The organism is Nostoc sp. TCL26-01, assembly GCF_013393945.1.
In the GTDB taxonomy this organism is placed as follows: domain Bacteria; phylum Cyanobacteriota; class Cyanobacteriia; order Cyanobacteriales; family Nostocaceae; genus Trichormus.
In genome coordinates this window covers 5170163-5190263 of record NZ_CP040297.1, presented here as the reverse complement: position 1 = coordinate 5190263, position 20101 = coordinate 5170163, and the positions used below count along the sequence as shown (strand labels likewise).

Annotated in this window: 14 protein-coding genes; 3 read left to right on the top strand and 11 right to left on the bottom strand. The window is 41.3% G+C overall.

Annotated elements, in window-relative coordinates; all coding sequences use genetic code 11:
* Positions 1–37: 37 nt before the first annotated feature.
* From FD725_RS22390 to FD725_RS22355, 8 genes are all read right to left on the bottom strand, one after another.
* On the bottom strand, positions 38–2710 hold the full coding sequence (locus tag FD725_RS22390) for a PAS domain S-box protein (RefSeq protein ID WP_179050188.1): 2673 nt from the start codon (positions 2708–2710) through the stop codon (positions 38–40).
* A gap of 881 nt (positions 2711–3591) precedes the next feature.
* Positions 3592–4356: a DUF3891 family protein gene (locus FD725_RS22385; protein WP_179050187.1), complete on the bottom strand. Its 765-nt coding sequence runs from the start codon at positions 4354–4356 to the stop codon at positions 3592–3594.
* A gap of 135 nt (positions 4357–4491) precedes the next feature.
* A complete protein-coding gene (locus FD725_RS22380) occupies positions 4492–5184 on the bottom strand; it encodes a manganese catalase family protein (RefSeq protein WP_179050186.1) in 693 nt (230 codons plus the stop codon).
* 171 nt (positions 5185–5355) lie between these two features.
* The gene (locus FD725_RS22375) at positions 5356–5628 is read right to left on the bottom strand and encodes a GlsB/YeaQ/YmgE family stress response membrane protein (RefSeq protein ID WP_179050185.1); all 273 of its coding nucleotides are present in this window, start codon (positions 5626–5628) and stop codon (positions 5356–5358) included.
* Positions 5629–5901: 273 nt separating this feature from the next.
* The gene (gene hemN / locus FD725_RS22370) at positions 5902–7284 is read right to left on the bottom strand and encodes an oxygen-independent coproporphyrinogen III oxidase (protein ID WP_179051646.1); all 1383 of its coding nucleotides are present in this window, start codon (positions 7282–7284) and stop codon (positions 5902–5904) included.
* A 307-nt stretch (positions 7285–7591) separates the two neighbouring features.
* A complete protein-coding gene (locus tag FD725_RS22365) occupies positions 7592–8305 on the bottom strand; it encodes a heme oxygenase (biliverdin-producing) (protein WP_179050184.1) in 714 nt (237 codons plus the stop codon).
* A 579-nt stretch (positions 8306–8884) separates the two neighbouring features.
* Positions 8885–9340, bottom strand: coding sequence for a rhodanese-like domain-containing protein (locus FD725_RS22360; RefSeq protein ID WP_179050183.1), 456 nt, complete (start codon positions 9338–9340; stop codon positions 8885–8887).
* Positions 9341–9464: 124 nt separating this feature from the next.
* Entirely contained in the window at positions 9465–11783 is a 2319-nt protein-coding gene (locus FD725_RS22355; RefSeq protein ID WP_179050182.1) for an NACHT domain-containing NTPase, read from the bottom strand.
* 547 nt (positions 11784–12330) lie between these two features.
* On the opposite strand from FD725_RS22355, the gene FD725_RS22350 reads away from it, so the two are divergent.
* Positions 12331–13035, top strand: a complete 705-nt coding sequence (locus tag FD725_RS22350) for a response regulator transcription factor (protein WP_179050181.1) — start codon at positions 12331–12333, stop codon at positions 13033–13035.
* A gap of 71 nt (positions 13036–13106) precedes the next feature.
* Here FD725_RS22350 and FD725_RS22345 read toward each other — a convergent pair whose 3' ends face one another.
* From FD725_RS22345 to lysA, 3 genes are all read right to left on the bottom strand, one after another.
* Positions 13107–13856, bottom strand: a complete 750-nt coding sequence (locus FD725_RS22345) for an isoprenyl transferase (RefSeq protein ID WP_179050180.1) — start codon at positions 13854–13856, stop codon at positions 13107–13109.
* Positions 13853–14776 (bottom strand): diadenylate cyclase CdaA, encoded by a 924-nt coding sequence (cdaA, locus tag FD725_RS22340; RefSeq protein WP_179050179.1) that lies wholly within the window; start codon positions 14774–14776, stop codon positions 13853–13855. The genes FD725_RS22345 and cdaA overlap by 4 nt, the downstream gene beginning before the upstream one ends.
* 93 nt (positions 14777–14869) lie before the next feature.
* Positions 14870–16297, bottom strand: a complete 1428-nt coding sequence (gene lysA / locus FD725_RS22335; RefSeq protein WP_179050178.1) for a diaminopimelate decarboxylase — start codon at positions 16295–16297, stop codon at positions 14870–14872.
* Positions 16298–16389: 92 nt separating this feature from the next.
* On the opposite strand from lysA, the gene rimI reads away from it, so the two are divergent.
* Both rimI and FD725_RS22325 read left to right on the top strand, forming a co-directional pair.
* Complete coding sequence (gene rimI / locus FD725_RS22330) at positions 16390–16944, top strand: ribosomal protein S18-alanine N-acetyltransferase (protein ID WP_179050177.1); 555 nt, start codon at positions 16390–16392, stop codon at positions 16942–16944.
* Between the two features lie 666 nt (positions 16945–17610).
* Complete coding sequence (locus tag FD725_RS22325) at positions 17611–20082, top strand: ATP-dependent Clp protease ATP-binding subunit (RefSeq protein ID WP_179050176.1); 2472 nt, start codon at positions 17611–17613, stop codon at positions 20080–20082.
* Positions 20083–20101 lie beyond the last annotated feature (19 nt).

The following is a 20101-nucleotide window of genomic DNA, read 5'->3' as shown; positions in this document are numbered from 1 at the left end:
ATTTTGAATTTTGAATTGATTTTGCACTCAGCACCCCTCACTCACTACTCATTACAAGATTAGCGATGACTTTAGCCAATTCTGATGGTTCTACTGGCTTTGTGAGATGATATTGAAAGCCGGATGAGATAATTCTTTGAGAGTCGGCTTCACCGGCAAAAGCAGTTAAAGCGATCGCTGGAAGTTTTTTAGTTGTGGATGTTTCCATAGTTCTTAATCGCTGAATCAGCATATAACCATCGACTTCTGGCATACCGATATCGCTGAGGAGTAAATCTGGTTGGGTTTGGGTGATGGCTTTGAGTGCTTCAGTCGCTGAGGATACTGCTTTAACTTCTACTCCCTGCTGTTCTAAAATGAATGTGAGTAATTCCAAGGTATCAGCATCGTCATCAACGACTACTAGTCGCAAGCCTTGCAAGTTGGGTTCAATGTCTGGTGTGAAATCATCTTCTGATCCTGGGGTAACAGTAATTAGAGGTATTTGGACAGTAAAGGTTGCACCTAAATCTTCTCCCTCACTGCTGACTTGCACAGAACCACCGTGCAGTTCTACCAAGTGACGCACAATAGCTAAACCTAATCCTAATCCCCCAAATTTTCTGGTTGTGGTTTCATCGGCTTGGCGAAAGCGTTCAAATACATAGGGGAGAAAGTCTTGACTAATCCCTTTGCCGTTATCGCTAACTTGAATTTGTGCTAGAGAACCAACTTTTTTGAGGCTGACTTTTATCTGTCCTGCTTCTGGAGTAAATTTTACAGCATTGGAGAGGAGATTCCAGACTACTTGTTGTAAGCGGTTGGGATCACCTTTGACTTTTCCTACATGAGGTGTATATTCAGTGTGAATTTGGATTGATTTAGCTTCGGCTGTTAGACGGACGGTTTCTAGTGCAGCTTCGATAGTGTTTGCTAAGTCGAGGGTACAAGCATTCAAACTCAACTTACCGCGCAAAATCCGGGAAACATCGAGTAAATCATCGATTAACCGTGCTTGTAGTTGGGCATTACGCTCAATTACTTCCAGTGCTTGATTGATTTTATTAGTATCTAATTTGCGACTTTTGAGGAGTTTTGCCCAGCCTAAAATGGGGTTGAGTGGCGATCGCAATTCATGAGAGACTATGGCTAGAAAGTCATCTTTCATGCGGATGGCTCTTTCTAGTTCTATCCTAGCTGTACGCTCCCGTTCTAGTGCTTGCGCTCTTTCTTCTATGGCTAATTTCTGTTCATGAATATCAGTGCAGGAACCAAACCACTTAATAATTGACCCATCTTGATTACGTAAGGGAAATGCTCTGCCTAATTGCCAACGATACTCACCATCGCTAGCTCGACGGAAACGATACTCAATCTCATAATCGTTTCCTGTCTCTAGGCAATCTTGCCACACGACTATTGTCCGTTCCACATCATCAGGATGGAGGATGTTTTGCCATCCTTCCCCTTGAGTTTGTTCTAGACTGGTTCCTGTATAGTCATACCAGCGCTGATTAAAATATTCATGGTAGCCATCCGGTCGTGTAATCCAAAACATTTGTGGCATAGTATCTGCCAGGGAGCGAAACTTTAATTCACTCTCTTGGAGGGCAGCTTCTGCTTGTTTGCGTTCACTAATGTCTACATTGACAACTACGGCGTTGATCATTGTACCGTGTTCGTCGTCAATAGGTATGGCAGAATTCAGAATAGTTTTCCGCTTGCCATCAAAAGTTTCAATGTTAATCTCTTCATCGAGAATAGCTTCACCGCTAGCTAAAGTCCGTGCTAGTGTCCATTCGTCAGCAGCGATCGCTTTACCCGTATCTGCCCACCATCCTCTATACTGATGGTATTGACTGGTATGATTAAGCAAGGGTGCATCTTGACCCCAAATTGCTTTCATCGCCGGATTCATTTCTAAAAGTTTTCCTTGCGAATCGGCAATCAATATTCCTACCGGTAAAGTATCTAAAATCGTCTGCAGGCGCAAACGCTCACTATCAGAATTGTTTTCCGATTGCTTGCGTTCTGTGATATCTGTGAGAATAGCGATCGCTCCAGAAACCTCTCCTTGCTGATTCCAAATGGGACTAATAGAGACAATTACCCACCATAGTGAACCGTCTCGACAGTATAAATGACACTCTTGACTTTGCTCATGCTCTTGTGCTATCCATTGCCAAAAATCTTGTTGATTCTCCAGTTCAATTAAGTCAAAAAGCGATCGCTGGAGTATTTCCTCCACACTGTAGCCTAACTTATCCGCTATTCGATGGTTGACATATTCCGTCTGTCCTAAAGTGTCAAATATCCAGATACCTTCATTGACTGTTTCTAAGAGGCAACGATAATTGATTTTTAGCTTTGCTAATTTGGCTATAGATACTTGACTGGTCGTCCTTAAATGTGCATTGGAGAAACTCACCAGTCCCCCTACCAAGCTAAACATTACTGGATGTATCAAGTCTGTCCAGTTGCTCAAAGCAATCGAATACACAGGTGATGTAAAAAAGTAGTCTTTAACCACAATAGCTAACACTATCGCCAGTAAACCTGGTACTATTCCCCCATACCAACTACTCACAACCACTGATGCCAAAAATAGTAGTGATACCTCTACTTTGAGTTTGAAGAATATTTCTAGAGCTAATCCTACTAAAAGCGCCAGCAATACCGACACCAGAGATATACTGCAACTTTGCCAATAGGAGCGCTGAGTTTCTAACATACTAGATTTAATCGTTGCCACTAAGTCGTGTGTCTTGCTCCAAATCTTCTGTCACATCATCATCTTTAAGATACTGGTAATATCTGTTAACAACTACATGGTAAATATATTTATTACATATGACTAATTATTTACCAGACAAACCATATCCTCAGTAATTATGCGAACATGACATCACGGTTAGCAACATCTTGGAGACAAGCTGTTTGCATTGTAGCTTGAGTGGTTTATCTTGATCAGAACTTATCCATAAAGGTTTTCTGGGGAAACTGAGTATAAAGTATGAAAATTTAGAGATTTTACTTACTTACACTCTCACACCCTGATAATCCAAGACCTTTTGCCAACATTATTAATGTCCTATGCTGCTAATATTAAGTTTGCGTGAAGCGTTTAATCAGATACTTGCTATTTAAATCCACTAGTGATAAATTACTATTGTGTGTGAGGAGCAAGTTAAAAGTAAAAAGCGTCTGAGGTGGAAACACGGCAACACTCTCAGGCGCTTTTTAATTAGTCCGAAAAACATAGCATAATTTGGGCAATTAAAAAAGTGTCATAGGACAGAGTTACTTATTTAAAAATCAATGGTATTTTTTACTTGTGTGTGAGGAGCAAGTTAAAAATAAAAAGCGTCTGAGGTGGAAACACGGCAACACTCTCGGACGTTTTTTATTTTGATATACAGCTTCAATAAGTCGCAAGTGAGGTGTTGTAATAGGCATTGAAAAAGAACCACAACACCTGCATTTCTCACCAAACTGTAGGGGCGGGTTCACGAGATATTCGTGAATGATTGAAGCATATTTGTAAACCCGCCCCTACAACTTCTGGACTTCGGTTTGATAAATTTTGTCAGAAATTCGGGTAGAGTGCGATATCTAACTTTTGATAAAAGTCCACTCTAGTACTTTGATTGGTGCTGCTTGTAGCGCTTGAGTGAGTTCCGCATTGCTTTGAAACTTTAGCTGATGTAAATCACAAGCCTCTACATTGACGGTAAACTGATCATTTTCAAAAGGCCAGGGTTGGACACTCAACAACTGATCACCACGCTCCATAATGTCATAACGTTGATCATCAGGCCCTTTGCTAATTTCTAAAAATCTTTCATCAGCAGGTAACTCACGCTGACATAAAATCAAAGATAAGCGATACCTACGGTAAGCTTCGCTAACACACCACTGCATAAAAGCATAAGCTGCATCTACCTCATCTTTATCTATACCCAGTTCCTCACGAAAACGCTGCTGATTTTGCAATTGTTCATCTAAAAATGCGTCAAAATCTGGAGACTGTCCCCTTCTTGACTCATTTAAACGACTAATGTGCATGGAAATCAATAGAGCTACCCAACGCCCCCGATAACGAGCATTTTTGGCTAAATCAGCTAGTTTCTGAAAGGAGGTGTCTGGAATCATGGTTTGGGGAGCCATTGTAAAATCCATTGGCGCACCCCCCTCAGTTAAGTTATCTTCTTCCCATTCTTTCTCTAAGTCATCATGATGGGAAATTGCTGCTATAGTTTCATATATTCTGGCAGGATAGTCCTTACGTCGCCATTGTCCTGCCAATTGAGCAGCCAATAAAGCATGGGAACGGTGATAAATGATTTCCCATCCATTTGGTGTAGCATTAACAATCACAAATTAATCTCCTCGGTTTTAAATTGTGATTTTTATAATTCACTAAATTTGTATAAATAGTTATTTAAATAATAGGTAATAGGTGAAAAATATTTATTTCCTATTACCCATTACCCATTACCCACTCCCTAATTACTAAGAATGCTGTTCCACTGGATTAGCAATGTATTTAAATGTTGGCTCAGAATTCCAGGGGCCTCGTTCATCATGACCATTGCCATTTGATGATAAGTTGTAATAAAGAGCTACAGTTTCATCAGGTTGAACATTACCAAAGAAGGGGTCTGTCAGTTTACCAAGAGAATCTAAAGCCTTCATAAACATCTGAGTGTGAGAAATTTCTCGTGTCAGCAGATGCACTAAAGTGTCTTTTGTTCCTTGATCAGGTGATAGCTTGATTAACTCTTCGTAAGTCTGACGCGCTCCGGCTTCAGCTGCAATATTAGCTCTCAAATCTCGAACTACATCCCCACCTTCGTTGAGATAATTTGCAGTCCAAGCATTACCTTGGCTATCCAGAAAATGTGGACCTATGCCTCTGACAGCAAAGAGGGTACTTTTGTAAGCCTCTGTTTGATCTACATTTTTTGTATGGGCTTCGATGAGTTTACCAACCATTTCTAAATGCCCAAATTCCTCAATTGCAATATCTTGCAACATATCGCGGATGCCAGCATTTTCCACATGAAATGATTGTACCCAGTATTGTAAAGCTGCTGATAATTCACCAGTAGCACCGCCAAACTGCTCTAGAAGTAACTGAGCAAAACGAGGGTTTGCTTCACCAATATTTACCACATGAATTGGCTCTTTTTTGTGAAAAAACATGAATTGCCTCTTCGAGTATTTTCAACAAATGGAAGACTAACCAAACATTCGCTTGCTAGCCACAGATTTTATGAAATAAAGTAGGCAAAATTATCGAACATAATTCAGGGATCAGAAGTCAGAATGAATTATGTACGAATGACGCTTAATTTTGCCTCTTTTGCTGTTAAACTAGACGCTTCTGCTTCTGCTGAGTAGTCCCCATAGATAGATAGCAATGATTGCTCCAATGATGGCGATTAAAAGTCCAGGAATACTTAAGCTAGTGGCAGTTAGTTGCAAGGTTCCCGTTGCAAACAGACTGTATAAGCTACCACCGATAAATGCGCCAATGATACCTAAAACGATTGTGGAGAGAATACCACCACCTTGGTAACCAGGATAAATCGCTTTAGCGATCGCACCAGCTAATAAACCTAATACTACCCAAGCAATAATATTCATAACGTCCTCAAGAATTTCAATTACATCTGTATTTAGATTACTAAGTACGATGGATAATTGTTTCTTCCGAATGAAATAAATACAAAATCCAAAAGATAGATATGAAAATTATATTCTTAAAGTTTGAAATTACCATTTCTCAATGTTTTTTAAAAATATCGAGTTTTTATTAGTTAAGTATTTGATTTTTATCCCACGATAAACATAAAAATTTGCATATAGAGACGTTGCAATGCAACGTCTCTACTGTTTCACATTTAAAGGAAATTGGTATTAGATAGTGCGTGAGAAATGTTTGTCTTGATTCTGATGATAGATATCAAAGACAACAGCAATATTTCTGACTAATAACCTACCAATTTCTGTTACCTGGATATATTTGCTAGATAAGCTCACCAATCCATCAACTTCTAATGGTTTTAAAGCTTCTAATTCTTCGGCAAAATATTCATCAAAATCGATATAATACTTCTCGGCAATTTCTTGCTTAGACAATTGAAAGTTAGACATGATACACATAATCACATCTCGCCTGAGAATATCATCTGCCGTTAGTTTGATACCTTTACTGACTGGTAAGATATCATGGGAAATTGCTTGGTAATAATCTTGCAGGTGCTTATGATTTTGTACATAGGCATCATTGAGCATACTGATAGATGTAGCACCAAACCCTAAGAGTTCTGTACCCGCGTGGGTAGTGTAGCCTTGGAAGTTACGTTGGAGGGTGTGGTTACGTTGAGCGATCGCTAGTTCATCGTCAGGTTTAGCAAAATGATCCATCCCAATGAACAAATACTCGCTATTTGTCAGTTCCTCAATAGTCATCTTTAATATTTCCAACTTTTCCTGGGGTTGAGGTAAAGCCTCTACAGGAATATTTTTTTGTGCTGGTTTCATCCAAGGTACATAAGCAAAGTTAAAAACTACAATGCGATCGGGATCTAGTGCAACTGTCTTTTTCACTGTCTCCCGAAATGTCTGTAAAGTTTGATGAGGTAAACCGTAAATTAAATCCACATTCACACTATCAAACTGAGCTGCTTTAATCCAACTCATCACATCAAATAGTAGTTCTTCTGATTGAATACGGTTAACAGCTACCTGTACTTGGCTATTAAAATCCTGTATGCCAAAACTAATGCGATTAAAGCCAATTTCCCTCAGAAAGAAAATGTAGTTTTTATCAACGTAACGCGGATTAATCTCAATAGAGATTTCTGCTTGCGAATCAATATTAAAGTATTGAGTAATATTTTTCCACAAAAACTCAACTTGATCACAGTCGAGGTAATTGGGTGTACCACCACCCCAATGAACTTGTAAAACTCGTCTGTTGGTATCAATCAAGTTAGCAGTATGCTTAATTTCTTGCACCAACTTTTCTAAGTATGGTTTAGCAATATTCTTGTTATTAGAAATTACTGTATTACAGCCACAAAAATAACAAGCACTCTGACAAAAAGGAATATGGAAATACAAAGAAAGCGGTGATTGGCGTTGATTGGAGAGAGCGATCGCTTTTTGAAAATCAGTTGCAGTAAATTCTTCAGTTAACTGTGTAGCGGGTGGATAACTGGTATATCTAGGTGCAGGCGTGTCATATTTTTTGATCATATCCAGATCAAATTTGACACCAGGTAAGACAAAAACCATCAAAACCTCCAAGGTAATCAGACCTTTGAAATAGGGAGTGTGGGAGTTTAGTAGTGCTGAGTAAAGAGTGCTGTTAGCGGTAGCGGGGCGATGAGCAGCGTGCTGAGTAAAGAGTGAGGGAGTGAGGGAGTGAGAGAGTAACAATTGCTATTGACCAATGACTATTGACCAATGACTATTGACTAATGACTCTTGAGTATCTAGCTGGTTTTTAGTGTAGAGATTAACGCTAGAGTATGATGTGTTGACTGAACTAAAAGTAGCCAGAAGGGAGTGGGAAAGAAACTTTTTCTTAGTCTCTAGGCTCTCATAAACTAGCGGCTTCAGTGCTACCAGGATTACGGCTGCTAGTTAGGCTACTAAATACTACCTGACCGAGGGCTTTAATTAAATTCCCTTCTAAGTCTGTAGCCATTTGCATATTGAATTGGAAAGCCTTATTTGCTTCGATAACGATTCTATCTGCTGTGGCATCATCGATGGGTAATGAGTCTAATGCTTGACGATACTTGTCTTTGAATGCTTTTTTGTCGGGAATTTGCTCGAAGTTATAGAAAGATGTACCTTCATAGCCGGATAATCTCAAAGTTGATTGAGCGATTTTTTGTAACATCTGACCCCCGGAAAGATCGCCCATGTAGCGAGTGTAGGTATGACCAATTAACAAAACGGGTTCAGTAGCACAGAGTTGGCGAATGTGGCTAATGTAAGCCTGAGCGCTCTTGGAAGGGGCAATCAGGTTACGCCATTCATTACCATAGTAGAATACCATGTCTTTTTCTAAGGAGGCTTGGCGATCCAATTCTGGAAAGTAAACTGCACTGATAACTGGATGGTTGATATCGCTTTTAATTGCTGCTTCCAGTTCACTGTAGACAAAATACAAGTTGCTCAAAAACTTGCCAAAGCATTCTTTATCTACAACCCCCTTCAAAAAACATTTCATAAATCCTACGTTTTCTGCGGCTGTATGAGCTTTTTGAGTGCCAGAGCGCAGTTTGACGGCTAGATTGCTGCTCATTTGTGCTTCCTTGATGTTTTAGTGGCGATGAGGAGATAGGGAGAGGGGGAATAACTAACTCTGACTTGCAAATTCCCATACCCTCCAAAATCATTTAACTATTAATACTTATATAACTACATAGCTATTAATATTTTTTTATATTTCGCTTAATTTCACGTCATAATCCCAGTGACTGTGGGCTAAATATTTAATTTTGCAGCGTTGTATAAGTGTGAGATGAATCGGCGGTTGAAACCATTGATACTTCGTTTCAAATAGAGCTAAATCGTCTCATGGGATTTTTTCTCTGGTTAACGTGATTAAATAGAGTCCTAACAGCGTATGGTGGGGGACTTAAACCAGTTATCAGTTAACGCTGATTCAATTATCTTGACTGATAACTGTTCACTGTTAAAGTGGGGGACTTAAACCCAATTATCTTGACTGATGACTGTTTACTGATAACTGTTCACTGTTAAAAGACCTCTCCCCGAAACGGAGAGAGGCTTAGAAACCTGATTATTTCTGAATAAGTTGTAGATTTTGAGCAGCCTTCCTTTGTAGAGAAGGGGTTGGGGTGAGGTTTCGTCGAATCACCTAAACTTGCTTTTGCTGATTTTCCAAGTGATTTTGGATACGTGCAACTACATTATAGTCATCTGCACCGGCCGGAGTTCTTGATTCTACGATACCTTCTGTTGCTCCACCGATCGCTTTCCAGGCGGCTAAACCACCTTTGAGTTGTGATACATGCTCAAAGCCAGCCGAACGGAGTAAGTTTGCAGCTTCGGAACTTTGTTCTTCATTTGCACCGTAAACATAAATATCACGGCTTTTTTCTAAAGAAGATGCAGCTCGTTCTACCAATTGATCAATGGGCATTGGCATCGCACCCATAATATGACCATCATTATAGGTAGAGCGATCGCGTACATCCAATATTGTCAAAGCGGGTTCACCCCATTCTAAACGAGACTTGAGTGTGTGAGCATCAGATTGTGGTCTAATTGGTGGCTGTTGAGGAATAATACCACTCAGCAAATTGTTATCCATAACCTAACCTTGAATCGCTAATTGCATTAGTTGCAATTTAACGAAATATTTAAAAACAATTCTCTGACTGTGGTATGAATATCTCAAACTCTTTCTTTTGACAGACTAGAATAAATTGTAATTTTCAGGGTGTAATTTTGGCGATCGCTAAAAATAACCCATCTTCAATTTTTTGTTTTAATACATCATTTGCACTATATTTCAGAGCATTAATGAGTAATTTATTATCCTGAAAATATTGTTGTAATAGCTGGATTTGCTCATGACTAAATTGCCAATCATGACCAATATTCCGATATTGAATTAGAGTAGTTCTTAACTTTTGCTGCCAATCTTTGCCTTGCTCACACCACCAGTGACGAAATTTTGTGAGATTACTTTCTGTACTAGGTAACTTTTTTTGGAGTTTTCTTAGTTCTTGCTGCAATTGTGCATTTCCCGCTAAATCAATAGCTTCTTCAAGATTAATGTTGAGAGCGCGGGCATGATTAAAAGCATAATCATCATTTAGAGTATGTTCAACAGTAAAATATAAGTCATTAGCACAGTTTAAAATACTGCTCAACAATTCATCCAGGCTCAATTCAGGATTAAATGCTAGATTACCCATATAATCCCATTCTCGTCCGTAGTGAGGCGTATAGGCAAAAGCGTAAGTACAAACTAAATAAAAAGCTCTCACATCCGCAGATTTTTGTATATCAGGAATTGAACTGGTTTTTTGATGTAACCAAATTAAATAATTTTGGATTTTGTCATCATCAACTACCAGGGAATCAATTCTATTTTTCATTAGCTGTAATATTTCATCAGTATTGGCGAACATACTTACAGTTAGTAAAACTGCATTTTGCCAACGAGCCTTACTCATGTGATTAACTAATAATTGTTTCCCCTCATCTAGAAAATTTTCTACAATATATTTTGCGGTCAGATATTCTTGAAATGCTAAATGAGAGAAAGAGTAAATTCCCCGCGATCGCTCAATTAATAAACCATCTTGTGCTTCAATTCCTTGCATAATTGCGGCACTATTTTGCTGCAATTGTACTGTTTGTTGATCAGTATTTGGTAACCTAGATAAATATTCAGATACCAATTGCTGTATTTTATCCTGTTCAAAGAAGTAATTTTCTTGAGTAAATGTGCTGACTGCTAGATAAGCCAGTAACTTTTTCTTCTTAATTAGCGTCAAGTTAGAGTAAAAATTATCTCTTTTAATCCCTCTAATTTCATCCCATCTAGCTAATAAAATATTTAAGGCTTGATCGCATAAATTAGCTGGTTTCACAGGGAATTTTGCTTTAACTTGAAATACCAAGCACAGCAGATGCAGCAAGATGGGTGTAGCAGCAAATTCTCTGATCAGGTGATTTTCTCGTAAGTTCAATTGTTGAATAAACTGATTAGCAATTATCTCGCCTGCATCCATTGAATGATGAGCGATCGCCACAAACCATTTTTTCACAAAAAATTCTACTTGTTGGTCGTTAAAATCGGCAATTTCAACTTCAGTAAATCCCTGAAATCTATATTTTTGAGCAGCAATACGACAACTAATCACAAATTGATTTTTATAATAAAGCTGAGTAAATTTGCGAATTTCTCGAATAACTGTTTCGGCATGATCTAATGGCACTTCATCGAGTCCATCAAGTAAAACTAGGGCTTTACCGCTAGTCAAGATTCTGATAGTTGATTCTTCATCGATCCCACTACAAAGAAACTCTTGACTAATGTATTGCCAGAGATTTAATTCCGTATCACTTTGCACATCTTCCGCAAATTCTTTGAGGCGGATAAAAATTGGTACGTGTTGTGGCTGCAACATACCTTGATTGCATTCCATCGCCAGATATTGTAAAAACGTCGTCTTCCCTGATCCAGCTTTTCCTAGTACCATTAACTTGGAGTACCGCGATACCGCTTCTAACCCTAATAACCCTTTTTGATGCTGGCTTTGTCCAAATCCACGAAAGCCAAACTTAGAATCTAACTCCTGACACAGATCAGCAATTTCTTGCCATCGCTGATTGGTGATTTCCTCTAACATACTGACAGGAGTGTAAACTTCGGCTAAAGGAATTGCCTGAGCAATATCTAACATTTTGATAGTACTGCACTGGTCTTGAATTTTATCTTGGCGTTTTTGGCGTACTTGTGGTACTAATACATCAATTTCAACAGCAGTAGACTGTGAGTTAGTCTCTGATATCGTGTCTTCAGGTAAACTTGCTACTTTTTGCCAAGATAATCCTAACTGTTGGCAAATTTGGACAAAACAACTACGAGATACTGGTTCACCAGCAAAAAACTTGGAAACTGGCTGACGTGTTATGCCAATAGTTGCTGCTAGTTTTTGCTGACTTAAGGTTTTGTCTGTTAATGCTGTTTTTGCAGCTCTAATACCTTCTGATGAAGCTCTGAGTCCTTGACTTGTCATTCTCTCAGCTAATAATATATTTTTTTATACTGGTATGTTGTAGCTGCACTTAGACACACTCTGGACTTATACTCGTATCTTCCCGTAGGCAGTTTTTCCTGCGGTTAGATACGAGTATGATGTAATACAAATGTTATGACTGGAATTGTTATTTGGCTTTGTTTTGCAGCCAAATGAGACTTTTCGGAGAAGTTTTTACAGACTGGGGAACACACTTAAAAATCAACTTCTCTTTACCGTGAAGATTTACAATTATAGCACCACTCTATAAAAACATACCAAGGTTATACGAAAGTTATACATTAGGTATGCAGCATGAGAGCTGAACTTTTCACAAATTTAATGGAAAATTAGGTGTAGCTAGGTACTACGGCAGTGTAGAGTCATTAGCTATGGTTAGTCTGTGTACTCACAGAACAGTGGACAGGATAAGCACCCTGACGAGAAGCACATACAGCACAGACACCTTAGCAGTGATCCCCTATTCAAAGCTATGTAAAAGCCGCAAATGCCAGGCAAACAATAGGCTAGAACAATATAAAAAAATATGGTGATGCTTTCTGCGATCAACCCCAAGATTCTTGTTGTAGATGATGATTTTGGAGTGCGTAATCTTATATATCGCTTTTTAAGCCGCAAATATCAAATAGAGTCTGCGGCAGATGGGAAAACTGCTTTGTCTTTGTTTGAGCAGTTTAACCCGGCTTTAGTCATTTTGGATTGGAATCTACCAGATACGAGTGGATATCAATTATGCCAAGAAATGCAGAGTCGCAACGATGTTTTAGTGATGATTCTCACTGGACGAACCGAGGAAGCTGACAAAATCAAGATCCTGGCAGCTGGTGCTGATGACTTTATTACTAAGCCTTTCAGCCTAGCAGAAATTGAAGTTCGCGTCCAAGCTCTTTTAAGACGCATACGCTCAATTAAACCATCTCCTTCCCAACGGTTAATTTTTAAGCAATTAGCAATTAATCCGGAAGGAAGAGACGTAACTCTCAACGATAAACCCTTAAATCTCACAGCGTTGGAATTTAATATTCTGCATTTTTTAGCCAGTCATCCAGGTCAAGCTTGGAGTCGTCCACAGTTAATTCAAAAAATCTGGGGTTGCGACTATGTGGGAGATGGACGAGTAGTTGATGTACACATCGGTCAGTTACGCAAGAAATTAGAAGAAGATACCAGCGTACCTGAGTTTATCAAGACTGTACGCGGCTACGGTTATAAGTTTGAAATCCCGGAATGAATCAATTCAAAATTCAAAATACCCAATTTTGAATTTTGAATTTTGAATTTTGAATTGGTATGAGTCCTATCCTAAACTTTCCCAAATCGCCGTTCTCTTTGCTGATAGGCACATAAAGCGCGGTGAAATTCGGTGCGGTCAAAGTCTGGCCAGAGAGTGTCAGTGATGTAAATTTCACCATAAGCCATTTGCCAGAGAAGGAAATTGGAGAGGCGCATTTCTCCGCTTGTGCGGATTAATAAATCTGGGTCAGTGATTCCGGCGGTGTATAAGTGCCGTTCAAAGATTTCCTCATCAATTTCATTTGGCTGGAGGAGGCCTTGCTGGACTTTTTGGGCGATCGCCTGACAAGCTTGTAAAATCTCTTGTCGTCCACCATAATTAGTAGCGACAGAAAAGCGAATACCGCGATTGTGTTGAGTTTCTGCCATCGAACGGGAAATTTCTGCTTGTAGCGATCGCGGTAAATCAGCTAAATTCCCGACAAACTGAATTTGCACATTCTCCTCGACCATTTCCCGCAATTCTTGGCGCAGAACTCGCTGGAATAAAGTCATCAAAAAGTCTACTTCTTCTTGTGGTCTTTTCCAGTTTTCTGTGGAAAAAGCATAAGCCGTCAGGGCTTGAATTCCCCAGTCTTTACAGCACCTCAGCAAATCCTTCAGGGCATCTACTCCCCGTTTATGACCCATAATTCGGGGTAAACCTTGGCGTTTAGCCCATCGACCATTGCCATCCATGATTACCGCAACGTGTTTGGGTAGTAGTTCTCGTTTCAAGTCGGGGGGTAATTGTTGCAGTTCAGTTTGTTGTGTTGTCATTTTTTGTCTCGAGAAGCGGCCGATGGTAAACCGAGTAACCGTGAAACCAATGCTAATCCCTTATCACCAATTTGACGACCCAAACTTAACAAACCAGGAGCAACGGCTTCCCGATCGACAGTTGGGGATAATCGAGTCTCTAAGGACTCTTTGAGCTTTCTGATCGTTAGTGGTCTATTTAGGGTTCCCCTTTCCGCTAGAGAAATAGAACCCGTTTCTTCAGATACAACGACACAGATGCAGTTTTCGACTCGCTCAGTAATTCCCATCGCGGCCCGGTGGCGTGTTCCCAACTGGCGCGAGGCTGTGCGTCCCGAAAGCGGTAAAATTATACCCGAAGATACAATCCTCGAACCACGAATCAAGGTTGCTCCATCGTGCAAGAGAGTCTTTGGTTGAAAAATTGTCTGGATCAGTTCCTTAGAAACATCCGCATTTAGCTTCACCCCAGGCACAGAAAAATCTCTTTCGTCAATGGGGCCTGTTGTTTCTAAAATCAGCAAAGCTCCTATTCGGTTTTTTGAGAGTTCTTTAACCGCTTCGACAATTTCATCAATTACACTATCAGACTTAGGAATTGTCAGACTAGCGGGTTGAAATAATTGCTTAAATTCCCCGCGTCCTAATTGTTCCAAAAAACGCCGAAATTCTGACTGGAGGGCAACTGCCATTGCCACCGCACAGCCAATCACCAATTTTTCTAAAACAAAATTTAACAGGGGTAAACCAAATCTGTAACTGATGGCTGAGGCTAGCATCAAGACAATAAATCCTCTCACCATCCACAATGTCCGGCGCTCACTAATAATTACTAGTATCATATACGTCAGCGCCAAGACAAATAAAATATCCAGAGTCCCCAGCAGCAAGGACTGTGACCATCCCAGGTTTACCAGCCATTGCTTCCATAAATCTCTCATGACATCTGGATTACTCTTTAATACTTTTGGTCATTAGTCATCAGTCATTAGTCCTTGGTACTTGGCTAATGACTAATGACCAAGGACTAATGACTAATTCTTCAATCTTTCTGGTAAACAATCTTGTCGAATCAAGTCTTGATAAGTTTCGCGTTGCAAAATTAAGTTTGCTTCGCCATTCGCCACTACAACTGCTGCCGGTCGGGGTAGACGGTTATAGTTGGATGCCATACTGTAATTGTACGCACCAGTTGCCATAACTACGAGGATATCCCCTGGTTCAGTTTTGGGTAGTTGAGCATTTTTTATCAGAATATCCCCTGATTCGCAATGTTTACCAGCGATGGTAACTGTTTCTGTAAGGGGTGCAGATAGCTTGTTGGCAATCACTGCTCGATAAACTGATTGGTAGGTAATGGGACGGGGGTTATCAGACATACCACCATCAATGGAAACGTAGGTACGGATTTCCGGTATTGTTTTCGATGAACCAACAGTGTAAGCGGTAACGCAAGCCGTGGCAATGAGCGATCGCCCCGGTTCACTCAATAATTTTGGTAAAGGCAGATTCTCGGCGGCACAAGCAGTTTGTACCACTTCACAAATTGCTTTCACCCACTCATCAATACTTGGTGGATCATCTGATTCTACATATTTAATCCCCAAGCCACCACCAACGTTTAATTCGGTGATATCTAACCCATATTTTTTTGCATCTCGCAACCACTCCACCATCACAGCCGCTAAATCCCGGTGGGGTTGGCGCTCAAAAATTTGCGAACCAATGTGGGCGTGTAATCCCACACAGGTTAAGTTTGGTTGTTGGCTAACAAACTCAAAAACCTCACCCAAATCGTTAGGATCAAAGCCAAATTTGCTATCTAAATGTCCGGTGCGAATATATTCATGGGTATGGCATTCAATTCCTGGTGTCAATCGCAACATCACCCGCGTCCCATGTAGAGACGTTGCATGCAACGTCTCTACAACACCCGTATGCAACGTCTCTACGAGGGTATGTAATTCGTGCCAATTATCCACCACAATGGTGACACCGGATTCAATCGCCAAAACCAATTCATCGCGGGATTTATTATTGCCGTGGAGGTAAATCTTATCGGGATTCACACCCGCAGTTAGCGCCGTGTAGAGTTCGCCACCGGAAACCACATCAATTCCTAAACCTTCAGCCGCAGCGATCGCTAAAACAGCTAGACAATTCCAAGCCTTAGAAGCATACAATACCTGAGATGCCCCTGGATAATATCTCTGAAAACCATCTCGATATTGTTGGCAAGCTGTTCGCAGGGTTTCTTCATCTAAAATATATAAAGGTGAACCAAACTGCTGCACTAGATTTGTGACATCACACCCACCGATTTCCAGGTTGTCATCACTGTTAACTTTAGCCGTTAACGGTAACAGTTCCTGGTTGGGCGAAATATTTGTGCTTGTGTTGCGCCTTGGAGGTAAATACTGAGTCCCAGCATTTTGAACCCCGGCAGGGTGAGTCGATACCATAACTATATAATTTTTCCTTGTTCAAATTACGGGCGTGAATTAATTCTCCCGATCCCAGTTTACAAAGGGTTTGTAATCTTATTCAAATAAAAGTGATCTCATCAAAGTTAAACCTAAAATCATTAACTGCTCAGGATTTAAATGCCATCGTAGAACTAGATCAAGCTTGTTTTGGTGGACTTTGGACTTGTGAAGGCTATCAACGAGAGATAGATAGCCCCAACAGTGATTTACTTGGTCTAGTTTCTCCCACTTCCAGCACTAAAATACTGGGCATGGGATGTTTTTGGTCAATTTTAGAGGAAGCCCACATCACAATTGTGGCTGTCCATCCTCAATATCAACGTCAAGGTTTGGGACAGGCTATATTATATTTCCTTTTGCGAACAGCTGGCGATCGCGGCATGGAGCGAGCAACCCTCGAAGTCCGCGCCTCCAACTTACAAGCCATATCTTTATATCAAAAATTCGGCTTCCAAACAGCCGGTCGGCGGCGACGCTACTACCAAGATAACGGCGAAGATGCCCTAATCCTCTGGCTCCCCGACCTGCAATACCCCCAATTTCCAGCAAAATTAGACCACTGGCACAACATAGTCGTGGATAATCTTCAAAAATATTCTTGGGATTTAGTCAATAGTCATTAGTCAATAGTCATTAGTCAATGGTCAATGGTCAATAGTCATTAGTTCCCAGTTCCCAGTTCCCAGTTCCCAGTCCCCAGGTCTTTTTTTGAATTTTGTTAGCGCAGCGTAAAGCCTTCTCTTTCAGAGACGCTAACGCGAACGGCATAGCTTCTCTACGAGACGCTACGCGAACGCTTAGAGCGAGTCCGCGATAGCGCAGCGTTAGCGACGCAGGAGCGTCGCGTCATTTTGAATTTTGAATTGATTACACACCCAGTCTCAATTGTCGAGATGGAAAACAACTAACTTAACGAGGAAATGTCTATTTTTGTGAAACTTTAATCATCAGAATATTTAATAGCAGCAACTAAAATATTTTGAATAAAATATTACCTCTGGCAAGGTATTGATTCTTGTGACGTACTTGTGCTAATAATTGGTATTTGTGATCGTTTAATAAAATCCCCAACTTAAGAGTTGGTCTGTATTTAGTCAAGCCCAAAAATGCTGATAAAGTCAAACTCCTCAGTACAGTCAGCAGGGCAAAAGCAATAAAGGAATAATAACCAAGCCATCAACTTGTGTGATAGCTCTTGGATGCTGATTATCTTTCGATACAGGCATCCAAACTCTTAGCCTGTGCTAAAATCAGCGTACCGGCACGACGCAGGTGATGGGAAAAATGCCATGTTTGAACGCTTCACAGAAAAAGCCATTAAGGTAATCATGCTGGCCCAAGAAGAGGCCCGCCGTTTAGGTCACAACTTCGTTGGAACCGAGCAAATCCTCCTGGGTTTGATTGGGGAAGGTACGGGAGTTGCGGCCAAGGTGCTGAAATCGATGGGTGTCAATCTCAAAGACGCTCGCATTGAAGTAGAAAAAATCATAGGCCGGGGTTCAGGCTTTGTGGCCGTGGAAATTCCGTTTACGCCACGGGCAAAGCGGGTTCTGGAACTATCCCTAGAAGAAGCGCGCCAATTAGGGCATAACTACATTGGCACCGAGCATCTGCTGTTGGGCCTGATCCGGGAAGGGGAAGGTGTTGCAGCCAGGGTGCTAGAAAATCTTGGGGTGGATCTATCGAAAGTCAGAACCCAAGTCATCCGGATGTTGGGAGAAACCGCCGAGGTTTCTGCGACCGGGCAATCGGGACGCACCAAAACACCTACTCTGGATGAATTTGGCTCGAACCTAACCCAAATGGCTACGGATAACAAACTCGATCCAGTGGTGGGACGCGCCAAGGAAATCGAGCGTGTGATTCAGATTTTGGGTCGCCGGACAAAAAATAACCCAGTATTAATTGGTGAACCTGGGGTTGGTAAAACCGCGATCGCCGAAGGTTTAGCATCACGCATCGCTAATAAAGATGTCCCCGACATCCTTGAAGATAAGCGGGTGGTGACACTAGATATCGGTTTATTGGTCGCTGGAACCAAATACCGGGGTGAATTTGAAGAACGCCTGAAGAAAATCATGGATGAGATTCGCCAGGCGGGTAATGTAATTCTCGTAATAGACGAAGTACACACCCTCATTGGTGCAGGTGCAGCAGAAGGGGCAATTGATGCGGCAAATATCCTCAAGCCAGCGTTGGCCAGAGGGGAACTGCAATGTATCGGTGCAACCACCCTGGATGAGTACCGCAAGCACATCGAACGGGATGCAGCATTAGAACGCCGCTTCCAACCAGTGATGGTCGGTGAACCCTCCGTCGATGAAACAATAGAAATTTTATATGGTTTGCGCGATCGCTACGAGCAACACCACAAGCTGAAAATCTCCGATGAAGCTTTAGTTGCGGCGGCGAAATTATCAGATCGTTATATTAGCGATCGCTATCTGCCAGACAAAGCCATCGACTTGGTTGACGAAGCTGGTTCGCGCGTGCGGTTGATCAACTCCCAACTGCCCCCCGCAGCGAAAGAGTTAGATAAAGAACTGCGCCAAATCTTAAAAGAAAAAGATGATGCAGTCCGTTCCCAAGACTTTGATAGAGCTGGGGAACTGCGCGATCGGGAAATGGAAATCAAAGCCGAAATCCGGGCGATCGCTCAAAGCAAAACCAATGCTTCCGGGACAGAAGGCGAAGAACCTGTAGTCACTGAAGAAGACATTGCTCATATCGTCGCTTCCTGGACGGGTGTCCCTGTTAACAAGCTCACCGAATCCGAATCCGAGAAGCTGTTGCACATGGAAGACACCTTGCACCAGCGCTTAATCGGTCAAGAAGATGCGGTGAAAGCAGTGTCACGAGCCATTCGTCGCGCTCGTGTCGGTTTGAAAAATCCCAACCGACCCATTGCTAGCTTTGTCTTCTCCGGTCCAACTGGTGTTGGTAAAACCGAGTTGGCTAAATCCTTGGCTTCCTACTTCTTCGGCTCAGAAGAAGCGATGATCCGCCTGGATATGTCCGAATACATGGAACGCCACACCGTCAGTAAGTTGATTGGTTCCCCTCCTGGTTATGTTGGTTATAACGAAGGTGGACAATTAACCGAAGCTGTACGCCGTCGTCCTTACACCGTGGTGCTGTTCGACGAAATCGAAAAAGCTCACCCCGATGTCTTCAATATGCTGCTGCAAATTTTAGAAGACGGTCGGTTAACCGATGCTAAAGGACGCACCGTAGACTTCAAAAATACCTTGCTGATTTTGACATCCAATATCGGTTCCAAGGTAATTGAAAAAGGCGCTTCGAGTATTGGCTTTGAATTTACTGAAGATGCAGGCGAATCACAGTACAACCGGATCAAGACTTTGGTAAACGAAGAACTCAAGCAGTACTTCCGTCCAGAGTTTCTCAACCGTTTGGATGAGATTATCGTCTTCCGTCAGCTGAACAAAGAAGAGGTGACACAAATCGCCGAAATCATGCTCAGAGAAGTATTTGGTCGCTTGACAGAAAAAGGTATTACTCTAGAAGTTAGCGATCGCTTCAAAGACCGCCTCATCCAAGAAGGCTACAGTCCCAGCTACGGCGCAAGACCATTACGCCGAGCAATTATGCGCCTCTTGGAAGATAGCCTAGCAGAAGAAATTCTCTCCGGTCGCATCAAAGATGGCGATACAGCCCTAGTTGATGTCGATGAAAACGGCAATGTCCAAGTCAGTTCTCAACAGCGCCGGGAATTATTACCCCAAGGTGTTGAGTCATAGTTAAATTTGGGATTTGATT